This window comes from Mesorhizobium sp. BR115XR7A, assembly GCF_020165315.1.
Classification (GTDB): Bacteria; Pseudomonadota; Alphaproteobacteria; order Rhizobiales; family Rhizobiaceae; genus Mesorhizobium; species Mesorhizobium australicum.
On the sequence record NZ_JAIUHW010000001.1, the window covers coordinates 378,778 to 395,808 of the forward strand.

At 62.1% G+C, this 17,031-nt stretch carries 15 protein-coding genes; 6 read left to right on the plus strand and 9 right to left on the minus strand.

Annotation, left to right across the window (positions count from 1 at the left end):
* The first annotated feature begins 24 nt into the window (after positions 1 to 24).
* From LB557_RS02105 to LB557_RS02115, 3 genes are all read left to right on the plus strand, one after another.
* Positions 25 to 1,689 carry an ABC transporter substrate-binding protein gene (locus LB557_RS02105; RefSeq protein WP_015318190.1) on the plus strand — a complete coding sequence of 555 codons (1,665 nt, stop codon included), beginning with the start codon at positions 25 to 27 and terminating at the stop codon, positions 1,687 to 1,689.
* 69 nt (positions 1,690 to 1,758) lie between these two features.
* Positions 1,759 to 2,880: a carbohydrate ABC transporter permease gene (locus tag LB557_RS02110; RefSeq protein WP_224643752.1), complete on the plus strand. Its 1,122-nt coding sequence runs from the start codon at positions 1,759 to 1,761 to the stop codon at positions 2,878 to 2,880.
* A 6-nt stretch (positions 2,881 to 2,886) separates the two neighbouring features.
* Positions 2,887 to 3,804, plus strand: a complete 918-nt coding sequence (locus tag LB557_RS02115; RefSeq protein ID WP_015318192.1) for a carbohydrate ABC transporter permease — start codon at positions 2,887 to 2,889, stop codon at positions 3,802 to 3,804.
* A gap of 45 nt (positions 3,805 to 3,849) precedes the next feature.
* On the opposite strand, the gene LB557_RS02120 is transcribed toward LB557_RS02115, so the two are convergent.
* Both LB557_RS02120 and LB557_RS02125 read right to left on the minus strand, forming a co-directional pair.
* Positions 3,850 to 4,593, minus strand: coding sequence for a creatininase family protein (locus LB557_RS02120; RefSeq protein ID WP_140617022.1), 744 nt, complete (start codon positions 4,591 to 4,593; stop codon positions 3,850 to 3,852).
* A gap of 3 nt (positions 4,594 to 4,596) precedes the next feature.
* Positions 4,597 to 5,142, minus strand: a complete 546-nt coding sequence (locus LB557_RS02125) for an SIS domain-containing protein (protein ID WP_263496666.1) — start codon at positions 5,140 to 5,142, stop codon at positions 4,597 to 4,599.
* Between the two features lie 208 nt (positions 5,143 to 5,350).
* On the opposite strand from LB557_RS02125, the gene LB557_RS02130 reads away from it, so the two are divergent.
* Positions 5,351 to 6,373 carry an aldo/keto reductase gene (locus tag LB557_RS02130; RefSeq protein WP_224643750.1) on the plus strand — a complete coding sequence of 341 codons (1,023 nt, stop codon included), beginning with the start codon at positions 5,351 to 5,353 and terminating at the stop codon, positions 6,371 to 6,373.
* 84 nt (positions 6,374 to 6,457) lie between these two features.
* Here LB557_RS02130 and LB557_RS02135 read toward each other — a convergent pair whose 3' ends face one another.
* From LB557_RS02135 to clpP, 4 genes are all read right to left on the minus strand, one after another.
* The gene (locus tag LB557_RS02135; protein ID WP_015318196.1) at positions 6,458 to 6,730 is read right to left on the minus strand and encodes an HU family DNA-binding protein; all 273 of its coding nucleotides are present in this window, start codon (positions 6,728 to 6,730) and stop codon (positions 6,458 to 6,460) included.
* Positions 6,731 to 6,926: 196 nt separating this feature from the next.
* The gene (gene lon / locus LB557_RS02140) at positions 6,927 to 9,338 is read right to left on the minus strand and encodes an endopeptidase La (protein ID WP_224644236.1); all 2,412 of its coding nucleotides are present in this window, start codon (positions 9,336 to 9,338) and stop codon (positions 6,927 to 6,929) included.
* A gap of 274 nt (positions 9,339 to 9,612) precedes the next feature.
* Positions 9,613 to 10,887: an ATP-dependent Clp protease ATP-binding subunit ClpX gene (clpX, locus tag LB557_RS02145; RefSeq protein WP_013532190.1), complete on the minus strand. Its 1,275-nt coding sequence runs from the start codon at positions 10,885 to 10,887 to the stop codon at positions 9,613 to 9,615.
* Between the two features lie 295 nt (positions 10,888 to 11,182).
* Positions 11,183 to 11,812 carry an ATP-dependent Clp endopeptidase proteolytic subunit ClpP gene (gene clpP / locus LB557_RS02150; protein ID WP_015318198.1) on the minus strand — a complete coding sequence of 210 codons (630 nt, stop codon included), beginning with the start codon at positions 11,810 to 11,812 and terminating at the stop codon, positions 11,183 to 11,185.
* A gap of 334 nt (positions 11,813 to 12,146) precedes the next feature.
* Here clpP and LB557_RS02155 point away from each other — a divergent pair, with 334 nt between their 5' ends.
* Positions 12,147 to 12,740, plus strand: coding sequence for a hypothetical protein (locus tag LB557_RS02155; RefSeq protein WP_224644234.1), 594 nt, complete (start codon positions 12,147 to 12,149; stop codon positions 12,738 to 12,740).
* Between the two features lie 2 nt (positions 12,741 to 12,742).
* On the opposite strand, the gene LB557_RS02160 is transcribed toward LB557_RS02155, so the two are convergent.
* A complete protein-coding gene (locus LB557_RS02160; RefSeq protein WP_224644233.1) occupies positions 12,743 to 13,846 on the minus strand; it encodes an NAD(P)/FAD-dependent oxidoreductase in 1,104 nt (367 codons plus the stop codon).
* Positions 13,847 to 13,950: 104 nt separating this feature from the next.
* Between LB557_RS02160 and LB557_RS02165 the strand changes: the two genes are divergently transcribed.
* A complete protein-coding gene (locus LB557_RS02165; protein ID WP_224644231.1) occupies positions 13,951 to 15,201 on the plus strand; it encodes a cytochrome P450 in 1,251 nt (416 codons plus the stop codon).
* 50 nt (positions 15,202 to 15,251) lie between these two features.
* Here the strand turns inward: LB557_RS02165 and LB557_RS02170 are convergent, their stop codons facing one another.
* Together LB557_RS02170 and LB557_RS02175 are read right to left on the minus strand one after the other, a co-directional pair.
* Positions 15,252 to 15,596 carry a cupin domain-containing protein gene (locus LB557_RS02170; protein WP_224644230.1) on the minus strand — a complete coding sequence of 115 codons (345 nt, stop codon included), beginning with the start codon at positions 15,594 to 15,596 and terminating at the stop codon, positions 15,252 to 15,254.
* A 6-nt stretch (positions 15,597 to 15,602) separates the two neighbouring features.
* The gene (locus LB557_RS02175) at positions 15,603 to 16,883 is read right to left on the minus strand and encodes an O-acetylhomoserine aminocarboxypropyltransferase (protein WP_224713001.1); all 1,281 of its coding nucleotides are present in this window, start codon (positions 16,881 to 16,883) and stop codon (positions 15,603 to 15,605) included.
* Between the last annotated feature and the right edge of the window lie 148 nt (positions 16,884 to 17,031).

Sequence of the window (17,031 nt, forward strand, 5' to 3'; positions counted from 1 at the left end):
TAACGTTCTGGGAGGAAATAGTCCATGCGAGTAGGTCTTTACGACAAACTGGTACGTGCCGGCGCCACAAGGCGCGACATATTGAAGGGCGCGGCCTCGATGGCCGCGATCGCCGCCGCATCCGGCGCCGGACTTGGCGCGCTGACGCGCCCGGCTTCCGCCGCAAGCGAACTGCGCTCGAAAATCCTGCAGATCCCCGGGGTTGGCAAAGGCCAGCCGACAGACGCCGACTTCCAGAAGGTCGGCGAGCTTTGCCTGGAGGCGACCAAGGCCAATGTCAAGGAAGGCGAGTTCGCCGGCGTCGAGCTCACCTTCATGGGCCTCAACAACCAGAACCTGCACAATGTGCTGTTCCGTGGTTTCCTGAAGCCATGGGAGACCTATACGGGCGCCAAGATCAGCTGGATCGACCTGGCGCAGGCCGACTACAACGCCCGCCTGCAGCAGTCGATCGCCACCGGCACCGTCGACTTCGACATCATCGAGATGGGCGCGCCGTTCGAGGGCGACGTCTGCGGCAAAGGCCTGACTTCGGAGATGCCCGACTGGGTCAAGAAGCAGATCGACTTCGACGATCTCGTCAACTACCTCAAGCCGCCCGTCGGCACGTGGGATGGCAAGCAGTACCGGGTCACCATCGACGGCGACGCGCACAATTTCAACTACCGCACCGACGTGTTTGCCGATGCCGACCTCGCCAAGCAGTGGAAGGATGGCGGGGCGACGAGCGAATGGGGCGTGCCTAAGACCTGGCAAGAGGTTCAGGCCGTGACCAAGTTCCTGAAAGGCAAGAAGTTCAAGGGCCAGGATGTCTACGGCTACCTCGACGCGCCCAAGCCCTGGGGTGGGTTCGGCTTCTATTTCCTGGGCAGCCGTGCCACCGCCTACGCCAAGCATCCCGACGACAAGGCCTGGCTGTTCGACGCCGACACGATGAAGCCACGCATCAACAATCCGGCCTGGGTACGCGCCATCCAGGACGTCATCGACGCCCTGCCGTCGGAGCCGGCCGACCAGATCAATGCCGACCCGAACACCACCGCCTTCCAGCAGTTCCTGGCCGGCACCGGCTCGATGATCCCCTGGTGGGGCGACGTCGGCTCGAACGTCAAGACCAATGACAGCTCGGTCATCGGCGATGTCACCGGCTTCTCGATCCTGCCGGGCTCCGACGATGTCTACAACTCCAAGACCGGCAAGTGGGAGAAGCTCGCCAGCGGCCCGAACTATTCGCCCAACTGCGCCTATCTCGGCTGGGGCGTCTATGTCATGGCCCGCGTCGATAGCGACGAAAAGAAGAAGAAGGCGGCATGGTCGGCCGCCGCCCATCTCGGCGGCAAGGACCTGTCGATCTGGACGGCGATGTATCCGTCGGGCTTCCAGCCCTACCGCAATTCGCACTTCGACATTCCGGAGTGGGTGGCGGCCGGCTACGACGAGGCGTTCATCACCTCATACCTGAAGTCGGAAGGCGACAGCTACAACCATCCCAACGCGGCGATCGAGCCGCGCATCCCCGGCATCTTCCAGTATTACAGCGCCGCCGAGGATATCCTGGCCAACACCTTCGCCGGCAAGATGAAGGCGCAGGAAGGCGCCGATGCCATCGCAGCCGCCTGGGAGAAGCTGACCGACCAGATTGGCCGCGACAAGCAGATCAAGCTCTACAAGGCCTCGCTCGGCATGTAGGCTGCCCTGTGAACCGTGGTCCGGCGGCAACGCCGGGCCACAGCCTTCCCTTCCAAACGGGCGAGATTTGTGACTGACCAGACTTCGACCGCGACCCAGTGGCCGGCAGACGCCGCCCCCTATGATCTGATCCCGCCGGGCCGCAGGCGTCTGGGCTGGGCGCTGATGGCGATTGCCACGCTCGGCCTGTTGGCAACGATCGTGGTGCAGATCCTCTACAAGACCGAGGTCGATACGATCGGCTTCGAGACATGGCGGCCCGTGGTCTACGCCTATGTGCTGTGGGGTGTGGCGATCGGCATCGGCCAGGTTCTGACACGCGGCGAGGACGGCCAGCGCGCGCTGTTCCTGCTGCCGGCCCTTTTGTTCACCATTGCGATGGTGATCTTCCCGACCCTGTTCGGCTTCTACATCGCGCTGACCGATTGGAACCTCTCCTCCTTCAGCGGCCGCAGGTTCAACGGGCTCGACAATTTCTGGCAGATGCTCGCCGACCCCTACTACCGCAACGCCCTGTTCAACATGGTACTCTATGTGCTGGCGGTGCTGGTCGAATATGTCATCGCCTTTGGCCTGGCACTGCTCCTCAACGCGCAGATCCGGGCTCGAAAGTTCTTCCGGGTGGTGTTCCTGATGCCGCTCATGCTGTCGCCGGTCGCGGTGTCGTGGATGATCGGCAAGTCGCTGATGGAATACCGCTTTGGACCCGCTGCCACGCTGGCGCGCCATCTCGGCTGGGAAGACCCGGCCTTCTTCTCGAACCCGATCACCGCCCGCATCTCGATCATGCTGCTGGACGCCTGGACCTTCATTCCGTTCATGATGATCATGCTGCTGGCGGGGCTGCAGGCGATGTCGCGTGAGGTGCTGGAGGCGGCACGGGTCGACGGCGCCACGGCCTGGCAAACCTTCTGGCAGGTCACTTTCCCGCTGATGCTGCCGGTGTCGGTGACGGCGGTGATCCTGCGCATCATCTTCAAGCTGAAGCTTGCCGACATCATCATCACGGTCACCTCGGGCGGTCCAGGCGGCGCCACCGATTCGGTCTCGAGCTTCATCTACCGCGAGTACCGCGACCGCTCGAATGTTGGCTATGGCACCATGCTGGCGATGGCCTATCTCGTCATCATCGTGGTGTTCGTGACCTGGCTGTTGAAGTTCGCCAGCCGTTTCGTGCGCAATGTGAATTAGGTAGAGATGAGCGTTCAGACCACCGACTACGTCGCATCCGAAATCCGCTCGCCGGCGAGCTTCCTCGCCAGCCGCGTCTTCATCTATGGTGCGCTCGCCTGCTGGGGCTTCATCTGCCTGTTTCCGATCTATTGGACCATCACCACATCCTTCAAGACGGCGGTGGATGTCACCCAGGGCCACCTGATCCCGTTCGTCGACTTCCAGCCGGATTGGAAAGGCTGGCGATCGCTCGGCCTGTCGCCGGACTCGATCTTGCAGACATCGACGGTGCGCGACGAATTCCTCAAGCGCTTCATGAATTCCGTCATCACCTCGGTTGGCGCGTCGAGCCTGGCGATCATCATCGGCAGCCTCGCCGCCTATGGCCTGACCCGCTACCGCTACCATTTCGCCTGGTTCAAGAACGAGGACATCTCCTTCTTCTTCCTGTCGCAGCTCATCCTGCCGCCGGTGGTGCTGGCCCTGCCCTTCCTGGTGCTCTACCGTGAAGTCGGATTGCTCGATACCCGCGTCGGACTGATCCTGCTCTACACGCTGATGGTGCTGCCGATCGTCATCTGGATCATGCGCGACCAGTTCAATTCCATCCCCGTCGAACTCGAGGAAGCAGCCCTCGTCGACGGCCTGTCGATCTGGGGCGCCTTTTTCCGTATCGTCATGCCGATCGCGCTGCCGGGCATGGTGGCCGCCTTCATCCTGGCGATGGTGCTGTGCTGGAACGAGTACTTCTTCGCCGCCCTTTTGACCTCGACGGACGCCAAGACTATTCCCGTCATGGTCGCCAGCCAGACGGGCTCGCAAGGCATCAACTGGTGGTCGATGGCGGCGCTTGCCACGGCCGCGATCGCGCCGCTTGCCGTCATCGGCATCGCCCTGGAGCGCTACCTGATCATGGGCATGACCGCTGGCGCGGTGAAGTGACCGGGCGTCTTCACCTCCCCTCGGTCGGAGAAAGGTCGCGCTAATCTAAGCCTTCAGGATCGCGCGCAGATGATCCATGATCATGGCGACGCCCTTCTGTCCAAGTGCTGCCGAGGCTTCCGCCGCAGTTGCCGTATACCAGCTTTTGTTGTCCGCGAAATGCGCGGCGTCCACCGCTTCCGGGCATAGCGCCAGCATCAGCGATGTCTCGCCGATGCCGGCATGGTCGAACGGATATTTGCCGTTCATGGCGGTCGGCATCAGCGGGTGCACCTGCACCCAGTTGAAGAAGTTTTCGCCCTCGGCATGTCCGGCATAATAGTCGGCCATCGTCTCTGAACCCCACCAGCCCTCGCCACGCTGCTTCTCGAGGAAGCGGAAGATCGCCTGTCTGCCTGCGGTCTTGAAGGCGAGATCCGTCGGCATGCCGGCGGCGAAATTCTCGGTCTGGTGATGAATGATGGCGTGGATGTTGCGAAACCCAATGCGCAGCAGGCTGTAGAACAGCGCCTCGCCGAATGGCGCCAGTTGATTGCCGCCGACCTGGACGGAGCCGCTGCCTTCCGGCGGTGCCACCGCGTAACTCGCCGCGCCATAGTAGAAGGGCGGCAGGATGACGACATCGCTCTCTTTTTCGAACAGCTCCAGCGTCTTGATGACTGCCAGCGTATCCATGCCGACGGCCATGTGCTCGCCATGGTATTCCAGCACGCCGAGCGGCAGCGCGACCGGCCAATTCTGGGCGATTGCCTTTCGGATCTGGTGCGGCAGCATCAGTTCATAGCGCATGATCTATTCCATGTTGGTGTGGCGGGCGCGCATGGCTTCCGGCGACGCCGCGGTCATCTCCCTGAGTTTCAGCACCATGATCTCGAACAGCACGAACAACGCGCCCTCGAACACCGAGCCCATCGGCAGCACCGACGTCTTTTGCGGCCCCTGGTCGTCGGCCATGGTCTGCGCCGGGATCAGCAGCGTCAAATCGGCCAGCCCTGCGGCGCTGCCGCCTGCCTGGGCGGTCAGGAGCAGTACGGTGGCGCCTGCCTCGCGCGCGATGCGCATCAGGGTGAGTACGGTCGAGGTTTCGCCGGGTCCGGAACTGACAAGCAGGACATTGCCCTGCCCTACAGGCGGGGTGGTCATGTCGCCGACGACCGAAACCGGCAGGCCCAGATGATAGAGCCGCATGGCGAAGCCCTTCACCTGCAAGGCCTCGCGGCCGCAGCCAAAGACGACGATCTGTCTGGCACCGACCAGCATCCCACAGGCGGCGTCGATCCGATCGACATCGACGCGCGCCAGCACCGCGCCAAGCTCGTCGAGCGCGGTCTTGAACATCTCCGAGCTGGAGTTGCTCACGGCCGCGCCTGCGCGCCGGCAATCGAATTGGATTGGCAATTCCTGATCACGCTTTTCCCCGGAACAGCTTGATTTCGTTCATGCTAGCAACCGGGAAAATGCGTGTCCAACGCTCAGCGGCGCTTTTGCCAAGCCACGAGCGTGATAGTGTCATGTCAGACAAATCAATCCGGGAAAATTTCAAGATATGAAGACACGGCATTTCGACCGCATCGGCAATGGCGGCATCACCTTCACGGAGCTGGGTTTCGGTACAGCGCCGCTCGGCAATCTTTACCGCGCCGTCTCCGACGAGGATGCCAATGCGACGCTGGAGGCCGCCTGGGCGACCGGCTGCCGCTATTATGACACCGCGCCCCTCTATGGGCTCGGCCTGTCGGAGACACGTCTCAACCCGTTCCTGCGCTCCAGGAAGCGCGACGACTATGTACTGTCGAGCAAAGTCGGCCGCATCATGCGCGCCTGCCCGCCAGAAGAGCGCACCGGCATCGGCAAGTTCTTCGAAACGCCGTCGCGCAAGGAGGTCTACGATTACAGCTATGACGGCGTCATGCGCTCGTTCGAGGCCTCGCTGGAGCGGCTTGGCGTCGACCGCATCGACATCCTGTTCGTACACGATGTCGATATCTTCACCCACGGCAGCAAAGAGGCGTCCGACCGGCGCATCGAGGAGTTCATGCGCTCGGGCTATTATGGCCTGCTCGCCTTGCGCGACCAGCGCGTCATCAAGGCGTTCGGCGGCGGCATCAACGAATGGCAGGTGGCCCAGACCCTGGCCGAGCGCGGCGATTTCGACCTGTTCCTGCTTGCCGGGCGCTATACGCTGCTGGAACAGGAGGCGCTGACATCGTTCCTGCCGCTATGCCAGAAACGCGGCATCGGCATCGTTCTCGGAGGCCCGTACAATTCCGGCATCCTGGCCACCGGACCGAAGCCCGGCGCTTACTACAATTATTCCGAGGCGCCGCAGGATGTGCTCGATCGCGTGGCGCGCATCGAGGCCGTCTGCAAGCGCCATGGGGTCAGGTTGATCGAAGCCGCCCTGCAGTTCCCGCTGTTGCACCCGTCGGTGGTTTCGGTCATCCCCGGCGGTCAGCGGCCTGAAGAGGTCGAGAGCAACCGCTCGCTCCTGGACGCCAAACTCCCTGCAGCGCTCTGGGCCGACCTCAAGAACGAAGGCCTCATGCGCGCCGACGCCCCGACAGCTTGAGGAGCTACCGTCCGGCCCAATACGCCGAAAAAGAAAAGCCGGGCAAGCCCGGCTTTTCTGGTTTTTTCAAAAATAAAAACACGCTTAGTTGACGGCGTCCTTGAGACCTTTGCCGGCCGAGAACTTCGGCACGGTGCGCGCCGGGATCTTCACTTCGGCGCCGGTCTGCGGGTTGCGGCCGGTGGATGCGGCGCGCTTTGACACGGTGAAATTGCCAAAGCCGACAAGCCGGACATCGCCGCCCTTCTTCAGTTCGCCGGAGATGACAGAAAACACTGCATCGACCGCAGACTGCGCGTCACCCTTCGAAATGCTCGCGGCGTCGGCGACAGCGGACACCAGTTCGTTCTTGTTCATAAAAATTCCCTTCCATGAGAACACCGGAACTCACGACTCATCCGGCAGGAAACGGACTTTAGAAAGAAGCGTTCCCGCAACCAAGTCGAAAAGGCAGGAAAAAAGCGGAAAAAGCCCGGAATTCCGGGGTTTTTCACATGAAAAAGCCGGGCGCGAGGCCCGGCTTTCTGTTTGTGCGCTGCAACCTTAGAAAAAACTAATGCGCAAGCGACTTTCCAGCGTCATCGCTCGTGTCCGTGGAAGCCGGCGGATTGACCGGTTCGACCCATTCGATCGGCTCCGGCATCCGGACCAGTGCGTGGCGCAACACCTCACCGACGCGTGAGACCGGAATGATTTCCATGCCGTTCTTCACGTTGTCCGGGATCTCCGCCAGATCCTTGGCGTTGTCTTCCGGGATCAGCACCTTCTTGATGCCGCCGCGCAGTGCGGCGAGCAGCTTCTCCTTGAGGCCGCCGATCGGCAAGATGCGGCCGCGAAGCGTTATCTCGCCAGTCATCGCCACATCCGCCCGCACCGGAATACCCGTCAGCACCGACACGATGGCCGTGGCCATGGCGGCACCGGCGGACGGACCGTCCTTCGGCGTGGCGCCTTCCGGCAAGTGCACGTGGATGTCGCGCTTGTCGAACAGCGGCGGCTCGATGCCGAAATCGATGGCGCGCGAGCGGACATAGGAGGCCGCCGCCGAGATCGATTCCTTCATGACGTCGCGCAGATTGCCGGTCACCGTCATGCGGCCCTTGCCGGGCATCATGACGCCTTCGACCGTCAGCAGCTCGCCGCCGACTTCCGTCCAGGCAAGACCGGTGACGACACCGACCTGATCGTCAGCCTCGACCTGGCCGAAGCGGTAGCGCTGAACACCGAGATAGTCGGCGAGGTTCGCCGCTGTGATGCTCACCGTCTTCTTCTTCGTCTTCAGGATCTCGGTCACCGCCTTGCGCCCGAGCTTCATCAGCTCGCGCTCCAGGCTTCTGACGCCCGCTTCACGGGTGTAGGTCTGGATGATGGTGCGGATCGCGTCCTCGCCGACGGAGAACTCCTTTGGCTGCAGCGCGTGATCGCGGATCACCTTCGGCATCAGGTGCCGCTTGGCGATTTCGATCTTCTCGTCCTCGGTGTAGCCGGCGATACGGATGATCTCCATGCGGTCCATCAGGGGCGCAGGGATGTTCAGCGTGTTCGCCGTCGTCACGAACATCACGCTCGACAGGTCGTATTCGACCTCGAGGTAGTGGTCCATGAACGTCGAGTTCTGTTCGGGGTCGAGCACCTCGAGCAGCGCGGACGACGGATCGCCACGGAAGTCCTGGCCCATCTTGTCGATCTCGTCGAGCAGGAAAAGCGGGTTGGACTTCTTGGCCTTCTTCATCGACTGGATGACCTTGCCGGGCATCGAGCCGATATAGGTGCGCCGGTGGCCACGGATCTCGGCCTCGTCACGCACGCCGCCAAGCGCCATGCGGATGAATTCGCGACCGGTCGCCTTGGCGATCGACTTGCCGAGCGAGGTCTTGCCGACGCCGGGAGGGCCGACGAGGCACAGGATCGGCCCCTTCAGCTTCTTCTGGCGGCTCTGCACGGCAAGATACTCGACGATGCGGTCCTTGACCTTGTCGAGGCCGAAGTGATCGGTGTCGAGCACGTTCTGCGCATAGGCCAGGTCCTGCTTGACCTTGGAGTTCTTGCCCCACGGGATCGACAGCAGCCAATCGAGATAGTTGCGCACGACAGTCGATTCGGCCGACATCGGCGACATCGTCCTGAGCTTCTTCAATTCGGCATCCGCCTTTTCGCGAGCCTCCTTGGAGAGCTTGGTCTTCTTGATGCGAGCCTCGATCTCGGCGGCCTCGTCGCGGCCGTCCTCGCCCTCGCCGAGCTCCTTCTGGATCGCCTTCATCTGCTCGTTGAGGTAGTATTCGCGCTGCGTCTTCTCCATCTGGCGCTTGACGCGCGAGCGGATGCGCTTCTCCACCTGCAGGACGGAGATTTCGGCTTCCATGAAGCCCATCGCCTTTTCCAGCCGCTCCTTGACGGAAAGCGTGGCCAGCATTTCCTGCTTTTCAGGGATCTTGATGGCAAGATGCGAGGCAACCGTGTCGGCGAGCTTGGAATAGTCGTCTATCTGGCTAGCGGCACCCACCACTTCGGGCGAGATCTTCTTGTTCAGCTTGACGTAGTTCTCGAAGTCAGTGACGACCGAGCGGGCCAGAGCCTCGACCTCGACCTCCTCCTCTTCCGGTTCGACCAGCGCCGTGGCCTTGGCCTCGTGGAAGTCGGGACGGTCGGTGAAGGAGACGATTTTCGCACGCGAGGCGCCTTCGACCAGAACCTTGACGGTGCCGTCGGGCAGCTTCAGCAATTGCAGCACATTGGCGAGCGTGCCGATGTCGAAGATCGCATCGGGCTCGGGATCGTCATCGGCGGCATTCATCTGGGTGGCAAGCAGGATCTGCTTTTCCTGACCCATCACCTCTTCCAGCGCCTTGATCGACTTTTCGCGCCCGACGAAGAGCGGAACGATCATATGCGGGAACACCACGATGTCGCGCAGTGGGAGGACCGCGAAGACGCCGTCGCTGGGAGCCTTGGATATTTTGGCCATTGTCCAACCTTTCATGTCGCGGCCACCATCAGGCCAACCGCGAATCTCATATTAACGACCGGGGATCGTTCCGCCTACCACCGTTTATGACGGGAGTTTTACAGCACAGAAATCGGGCACCTCGGCCTTCTCGTGTTAGGTGGAGGCAGGCAGGGCAAAGATCAAGAGTTAACATCGTCCCCAATCCACTCCATCGCGACGCTGTGCCGGTTCCTCACAGCAAAACGGCGCCGCAGGGGCGCCGTTCCATAAAAATATAGGGCCAAGTGCCATATCAGGCGCTGACATTGCCCTTCTTTTCCTTCTGTTCGGAATAGATGTAGAGCGGCCGGGCACTGCCGGTCACCACCTCTTCCGAAATCACAACCTCGCGCACGCCTTCGAGCGCGGGCAGTTCGAACATCGTGTCGAGCAGGATCGCTTCCATGATCGAACGCAGGCCGCGCGCGCCGGTCTTGCGCTCAATGGCGCGCTTGGCGATCGCCGAAAGCGCGTTCTCGTGGAAGGTCAGATCGACATTTTCCATCTCGAACAGGCGCTGGTACTGCTTGACCAGCGCATTCTTCGGCTCGGTCAGGATCTGGATCAGTGCCGGCTCGTCGAGATCCTCCAGCGTCGCCAGGACCGGCAGACGGCCGACAAACTCCGGAATGAGGCCGAACTTCAACAGATCCTCGGGCTCGACCAGGCGGAAAACATCACCCGTGCGGCGATCCTCCGGCGAGGCGACGACAGCTCCGAAGCCGATCGAGGTTTTCCTGCCGCGATCCGAAATGATCTTGTCCAGCCCGGCGAAGGCGCCGCCGCAGATGAACAGGATGTTGGCGGTGTCGACCTGCAGGAACTCCTGCTGCGGGTGCTTGCGGCCGCCCTGCGGCGGCACGGAGGCGACCGTGCCTTCCATGATCTTGAGCAGCGCCTGCTGAACGCCCTCGCCCGACACGTCGCGGGTGATCGAGGGATTGTCGGACTTGCGTGAAATCTTGTCGATCTCGTCGATGTAGACGATGCCGCGCTGGGCGCGCTCGACATTGTAGTCGGCCGACTGCAACAGCTTCAGGATGATGTTCTCGACGTCCTCGCCGACGTAACCGGCCTCGGTCAGCGTCGTGGCGTCGGCCATGGTGAAGGGTACGTCGATGATGCGGGCCAGCGTCTGTGCCAGCAGCGTCTTGCCGCAGCCGGTCGGGCCGATCAGCAGGATATTGGACTTGGCCAGCTCGACATCGTTGTTCTTGCCGGCATGCGCGAGGCGCTTGTAGTGGTTGTGGACGGCCACCGACAGCACGCGCTTGGCGTAGGGCTGGCCGATGACATAGTCGTCGAGAACCTTGAGGATCTCCTGCGGGGTCGGCACGCCCTCGCGCGACTTCACCATCGAGGTCTTGTTCTCCTCGCGGATGATATCCATGCACAGCTCGACGCACTCGTCGCAGATGAACACCGTCGGACCGGCGATCAGCTTGCGCACCTCGTGCTGGCTCTTGCCGCAAAACGAGCAATAAAGCGTGTTCTTGGAATCACCGCTGTTGTTGCCGACCTTGCTCATTTTCATGTCCTTTCATGGCCGCCCGCCGATGGTCTGGCTGAAAGGGCGCATACTCTATTTATCGCGGGAATCCGCCGCCGCCAGTCTTCCGGCTCCCGCAACGTATTCCGTACGAAACACAAATCAGAAAACGTGGCAATGATTCGCAGCTTCCCCACGCAAAGCTAAGCCGTCGAAAATCAACATAGCCTTAACGTAGGCAATCCCGACCTCCGAGGGAACAGCCAATTGTGGCCGAAATGACGCAAGACACGCCAAAAGCGCGTGATGGTGCCATCCAACTGCCAACTAGCCTTTATGCCAACGCCCCCTCGGCCGCCTCGCGCGACGAAATGACCTTGTCGATCAGGCCGAAATCCTTGGCCTCGTCGGCGGTCATGAAATGGTCGCGGTCGAGCGTCTTCTCGATGTCCTCATAGCTCTTGCCGGTGTGCTTGACATAGACCTCGTTGAGGCGACGCTTCAGCTTGATGATGTCCTGGGCGTGACGCTCGATATCGGACGCCTGCCCCTGGAAGCCGCCGGACGGCTGGTGAACCATGATGCGGGCGTTGGGCGTGGCGAAACGCATGTCCTTGTGGCCGGCGGTCAGCAGCAGCGAGCCCATCGAGGCCGCCTGGCCGATGCACAGCGTCGACACGGCCGGCTTGATGAACTGCATGGTGTCGTAGATCGCCATGCCCGAGGTGACGACGCCGCCCGGCGAATTGATGTAGAGGTTGATTTCCTTCTTCGGGTTCTCCGCTTCGAGGAACAGGAGCTGCGCGCAGACCAGCGTCGCCATGCCGTCCTCGACCGGACCGGTGATGAAAATGATGCGCTCCTTGAGGAGGCGCGAGAAAATGTCGTAGGCCCGCTCGCCGCGATTGGTCTGTTCGACCACCATCGGAACGAGGTTCATGTAGGTTTCGACGGGATTCTTCATCAGTTATCTCTTGTCTCGCGGTGGGATTCCGGCGCCGGACAGGCTGGCAGCTCGGGCAGAATCGGTTCTGGATCGTTAAGATGTAAATAGGATGCCGGCTCATCCTTGTGCAAGGCCGACCCGTCCTAGCCATCTGGGTAAGTCGAATCAAGCTTTCGGGCAAGAATTAGCAGCAGCTGATGCCACGCCGACCCCAAATACCGACCGGCTCCGCCAGGGTAGCAGTTTCTTAACCTCGTCACTTAACGAAATGCGCCAAAACCGCTTTTCTCCGCAACGGCTTCCCCTACAATCCAACGTTGAACTTGTGCCTACAGTTCAGACGGGGAGTGCCATGTCCGGGAAAACCGCATGCTTCACCATTGCAGGGCTAACGATGCTCGGCTCGATTTCGCAAACGGCGGCTGGTGGTCGCGCCGTCGAATGCTACGAGCCCGTCCACACACCGGCCGTTTACGACACGGTCTACGAAGACGTCATGGTCAGCCCTCCCGGCCAGCAGATCGTCGACTATGATCCGCCGATCTATGGCACGCGCGAGCGAGTGGTGGTGACTGTGCCGGCCCAGATTCGGTATGAAGTGGTGCCTGCGGCCACCAGGACCGTCTACCACACCGTCAGAGTCGATGGCGGCGGCTATTCCTGGGAATGGCGCGTCATCCACGGCCGCCGCGTGCTGTGCAAGGTTTGGCGCAGGGCACGCTTTGAACGCGTCGCCGAGACGGTGGTGATCCAGCCCGAGCGCACGCGGCGCGTCGTCATTCCGGCGCAATATGACAGTATCGCCGAGGAGGTGCTGGTGCGGCCCGAGCAAAGGCGCGTCATCGATATTCCCGCCGCGTACCAGACCGTCCCGCGCCGCTTGCTGGTGCGCGAAGGCTCATCCGGCTGGCGGCGGGTGCATATTCCAAGGCACTGCCAGGACTAGGCTTAGGCCACCTCGGCCCGCAGCCAGGCCTTAAGACCGACGACATCGCCATCGCCAATGGCTTTGGCCACACGACGCCCGACCGCCGCGCCGAACTTGTAGCCGTGACCCGAGCACGCCGAGACGACCAGGCACTTGCCGGTCTCATGCGCCAGGAATTTCTCGTCATCGGTGAACGTGTAGGCGCAGGTGACCACTTCGGTCACCTTGTACTCCTCGATGCGGGCGATCGGCGGCGAAAACAGGTTGCGGATCGCCTCGCCCTCGCCGGGCACCGGCTCGCGGTTCCAGTCGGCGTCGCTGGTCGGCACCTTGTGCAGGCCCGAGCCGAATTTCATGCCGGCGCCCCGCGTAAGCGGGATCATATAGCCGTCGGTCGTGCCGCCGACATCGAGAATGACGGGCGCCGCCTCCCAAGCGGCCTTGAGATCGGCCGGCGGCTCGACATAGGCGAGCGCGGTGCGAAAGGTCTTCAATTCGCCGCCGAGTTCGGGGAATAGTTTCAGCACCCAGGCGCCAGCGGCAACGACGATGCGGTCGGCCTGCATCGTCTCGCCGGATTCGAGCACGATATGGCCGGCCTCACCATCGATCTCCGTCACCTTGCTGTGCTCGTAGACGTTGGCTCCATTGGCACGCAGCCATTTGGCCAGCCCGGCCGCTATTTTGCGGCAATGCAGCGCGCCGCCCTCGGGCGAAAAATAGGCGTAGCGGAACGAGCCGGCCTCAAGGAACGGCCAGCGCTCGACGGCTGCCTCCGGTCCCAGCAATTCGAAAGGGAATTTTCCCTCTTCCAGGCCCTCGCGGTATTCCTCGGCCTCGTCGCCGGGCTCGCGCGAAACGCAGACGAAGCCCCGCGCGTCGAGGTGGTTCTCGCCGAGATCGGCCCACAGCTCGTCCCAGGCCTCGTAGGCTTCAGTGATCAGCAGCCCATAGCCGGTTCCAGCGCGGTAGGCGCGGCGGATGATGCGGTGATGGTCGCCCGATGCCGCCAGCGGATTGGGGATCGGCCCCTGCTCGACAACCGACACGGCGTGGCCCGCCTTGACCAGCGACCACGCCGTGGACAGACCGGCGATACCCGCGCCGACAACGATCACATTCATCCGTTCAGACCTTCCGCAACCCTGCTGGCTGGCTCAATGCATCGGGCTGCCGGACGCAACATACGGTCTGGAACCGGGCTGGCAAGCCGCGCTATGGGTCTGGCATGACCAAATCGACGCTCTCCTATCTGGCCTTTGATCCAGCCACTCGCCGGCTCAGACTCGACCCGCGCGAACCGGCTTTCTTCCTGAATCCTTACGAGGCGTACGGCCTCCTGCACGAAGCCTCGAATGCGTTTTTCTGGGAAGAGTTCGGCTTCTGGTGCTTTGGCGGCTTCGGCGATGTCAACCGGCTGTTGCGCGACCGCCGTTTCGGCCGCCAGAACCCGGCCGGCATCCCCGACAGCCGCGGTGTCGGACAAGACAGGACCCATCTCAAGGCATTCGACGGCATCGAAGCCAATTCGATGCTCGAGCTGGAGCCACCGGTCCATACGCGGCTGAGAACACTGGTCAACCGGGCTTTCGTCTCCCGTCAGGTCGAACGGTTACGGCCGCGCGTCGAGGCGCTCGCCAACGAATTGATCGATCGTTTCGAACCTGGCAAGGCCGTCGACCTCCTGCCGGCCTTCGCCTCCCCGCTGCCAATCACCATCATCGCCGAAATGCTTGGCGTGCCGGTGGAGATGGGGCCGCGACTGCTCGACTGGTCGCATCAAATGGTCGCCATGTATATCCACGGCCGCACCCGTGAGACCGAGGAGACGGCCAACCGTGCCGCGGGCGAATTTTCCGATTTCCTGCGCGGCTACGTCGCCGAGCGGCGCAAGAAGCCGGGCGATGACCTGCTGTCACTGCTGATCTCAGCCCAGGAGGACGGCCAGAAACTGTCAGAGGACGAGCTGGTCTCCTCGGCCATCCTGCTGCTCAACGCCGGCCACGAAGCAACCGTGCACCAGACCGGCAATGCCATCCACTCCATCCTGGCACAAGGCGGCGACCCGCGCCGCTTCTTTACCTCGCCAGAGGCGACGGCGGCGACGGTCGAGGAATGCCTGCGTTTCGACGCGCCGCTGCACATGTTCATGCGCTATGCCTATGAGGAAATCCAAATCGCGCCCGGCATCGTCGTGGGGCCGGGCCAGACGATCGGACTTCTGCTTGGCATGGCCAATCATGATCCGCACGCCTTCGCCGAACCGCGGACCTTCCGGCCGGAGCGCACCGACCAGAAGAATGTATCATTCGGCGCCGGCATCCATTTCTGCATCGGTGCGCCGCTGGCCCGCCTCGAACTGCAGGTTTCGCTGAGGACCTTGTTCGAGCGGCACCCGCAACTGCATCTCGCCGAACAGCCACGCTTCCGCGACACTTACCATTTCCATGGGCTGGAACGACTTGCCGTCGATTTTTAGCTAGCGAGTTGCCCGGAAATCCGATCGGATTCTCGATATGTGATCAAGCTTCAAACCTTGATCACATACTCCTTGCGAGTCGTTTCAAGCACTTCCCAGCTTCCCTTGAAGCCCGGCCGCAGCACGAAGCTGTCACCGGCTTTGACGGTGCGCGCTTGGCCGCCCTCTTCGGCGATTACCGAAACACCTGAGAGAATGTGGCAGAACTCCCATTCTTCATAGACGATGCGCCACTTGCCCGGGGTCGATTCCCAGATGCCGGCATAGAGGCCGCTGTCGCGATCCTCGACATTCCAGGTGCGGAATTTCGGATCGCCCGAGATCAGGCGATCCGGCGCCGGCGCGCCGGATTCGGGTTCGACGCCTTTGGTGTCGACGGAAAGAAACGCGGTCATATCAGGTCACACCTTGGCGAGTGCCTGTTCGAGGTCGGCGACGATGTCGGTGACATCCTCGATGCCGATGGACAGCCGCACCGTGTCGGGCCCGGCACCAGCCTTGACTTTCTGTTCGTCGGAAAGCTGGCGGTGCGTGGTCGATGCCGGGTGGATGACCAGCGACTTGGTGTCGCCGACATTGGCCAGGTGCGAGAACAGTTCGAGTGCCTCGACGAATTTGATGCCCGCCTCGTAGCCGCCCTTGAGGCCGAAGGTGAACACGGCGCCGGAGCCCAGCGGCGAATATTTCTTCTGCAGCGCGCTGTTCTTGTCGCTGGGCAGGCCGGGATAATTCACCCAGGCGACCTTGGGGTGGTTGGACAGCCAGCCGGCGACGGTGATCGCATTGTCGCAATGACGCTGCATGCGCAGCGGCAAGGTCTCGAGGCCGGTCAGGATAAGGAAGGCATTGAACGGCGAGATCGCCGGGCCGAGATCGCGCAGGCCGAGCACGCGCGCGGCGATGGCAAAAGCGAAATTGCCGAAGGTCTCGTGCAGCACGAGGCCGCCATATTCGGGGCGCGGTTCCGACAGCATCGGGTATTTGCCCGACTTCGACCAGTCGAAGGTGCCGCCGTCGACAATGACGCCGCCAATCGAATTGCCGTGGCCGCCCATGAACTTGGTCAGCGAGTGGACGACGATGTCGGCGCCATGCTCGATCGGCCGGATCAGATAGGGCGAGGCCAGCGTGTTGTCGACGATCAGCGGCAGGCCGTGCTTGCGGGCGATGTCGCCGATCTTCTCGATATCGACGAAGGTGCCGCCCGGATTGGCCAGGCTCTCGATGAAGATCGCCTTGGTCCTGTCGTCGATCTGGCTCTCGAAGGTCGAGATGTCGTTGGTTTCGGCCCAGCGCACCTCCCAGCCATAATTCTTGAAGGCATGGCCGAACTGGTTGATCGAACCACCGTAAAGCTTGTTGGCGGCGACGAAATTGTCACCGGGCTGCATCAGATTGTGGAACACGATGACCTGCGCGGCATGGCCGGAAGCGACCGCAAGGGCGGCCGTGCCGCCCTCGAGGGCCGCGACGCGTTCTTCGAGCACTGCCTGGGTCGGGTTCATGATGCGGGTGTAGATGTTGCCGAAAGCTTTTAGCCCGAACAGCGAAGCGGCGTGGTCGGCGTCATCGAAAACAAAGGAGGTCGTCTGGTAGATCGGCGTGGCGCGCGCGCCGGTGGCAGGATCGGGCTTGGCGCCGGCATGGACGGCGAGCGTGTTGAAACCGGGCGAACGGGTCACTGAAACCTCCCTTTGAACTTCCTAAATTGGCCGCGCATTCTTGGCGAAGGCGGCGTGCGAATGCAAAGAAGAAAATACCTTTCGGCGCCGATCCTTCGATCACACCGCAGGATAATGCGGCAATACGCGGAATAATTTTGCGCCTCTA

What these genes read in the sequence shown, in the direction of transcription:
- LB557_RS02105 (WP_015318190.1), top strand. Translation starts at nt 25, where the DNA reads ATGCGAGTAGGTCTTTACGACAAACTGGTACGTGCCGGCGCCACAAGG.
- LB557_RS02115 (WP_015318192.1), top strand. Translation starts at nt 2,887, where the DNA reads ATGAGCGTTCAGACCACCGACTACGTCGCATCCGAAATCCGCTCGCCG.
- LB557_RS02120 (WP_140617022.1), bottom strand. Translation starts at nt 4,593, where the DNA reads ATGCGCTATGAACTGATGCTGCCGCACCAGATCCGAAAGGCAATCGCC.
- LB557_RS02125 (WP_263496666.1), bottom strand. Translation starts at nt 5,142, where the DNA reads ATGTTCAAGACCGCGCTCGACGAGCTTGGCGCGGTGCTGGCGCGCGTC.
- LB557_RS02130 (WP_224643750.1), top strand. Translation starts at nt 5,351, where the DNA reads ATGAAGACACGGCATTTCGACCGCATCGGCAATGGCGGCATCACCTTC.
- LB557_RS02135 (WP_015318196.1), bottom strand. Translation starts at nt 6,730, where the DNA reads ATGAACAAGAACGAACTGGTGTCCGCTGTCGCCGACGCCGCGAGCATT.
- lon (WP_224644236.1), bottom strand. Translation starts at nt 9,338, where the DNA reads ATGGCCAAAATATCCAAGGCTCCCAGCGACGGCGTCTTCGCGGTCCTC.
- clpX (WP_013532190.1), bottom strand. Translation starts at nt 10,887, where the DNA reads ATGAGCAAGGTCGGCAACAACAGCGGTGATTCCAAGAACACGCTTTAT.
- clpP (WP_015318198.1), bottom strand. Translation starts at nt 11,812, where the DNA reads ATGAAGAATCCCGTCGAAACCTACATGAACCTCGTTCCGATGGTGGTC.
- LB557_RS02155 (WP_224644234.1), top strand. Translation starts at nt 12,147, where the DNA reads ATGTCCGGGAAAACCGCATGCTTCACCATTGCAGGGCTAACGATGCTC.
- LB557_RS02160 (WP_224644233.1), bottom strand. Translation starts at nt 13,846, where the DNA reads ATGAATGTGATCGTTGTCGGCGCGGGTATCGCCGGTCTGTCCACGGCG.
- LB557_RS02165 (WP_224644231.1), top strand. Translation starts at nt 13,951, where the DNA reads ATGACCAAATCGACGCTCTCCTATCTGGCCTTTGATCCAGCCACTCGC.
- LB557_RS02170 (WP_224644230.1), bottom strand. Translation starts at nt 15,596, where the DNA reads ATGACCGCGTTTCTTTCCGTCGACACCAAAGGCGTCGAACCCGAATCC.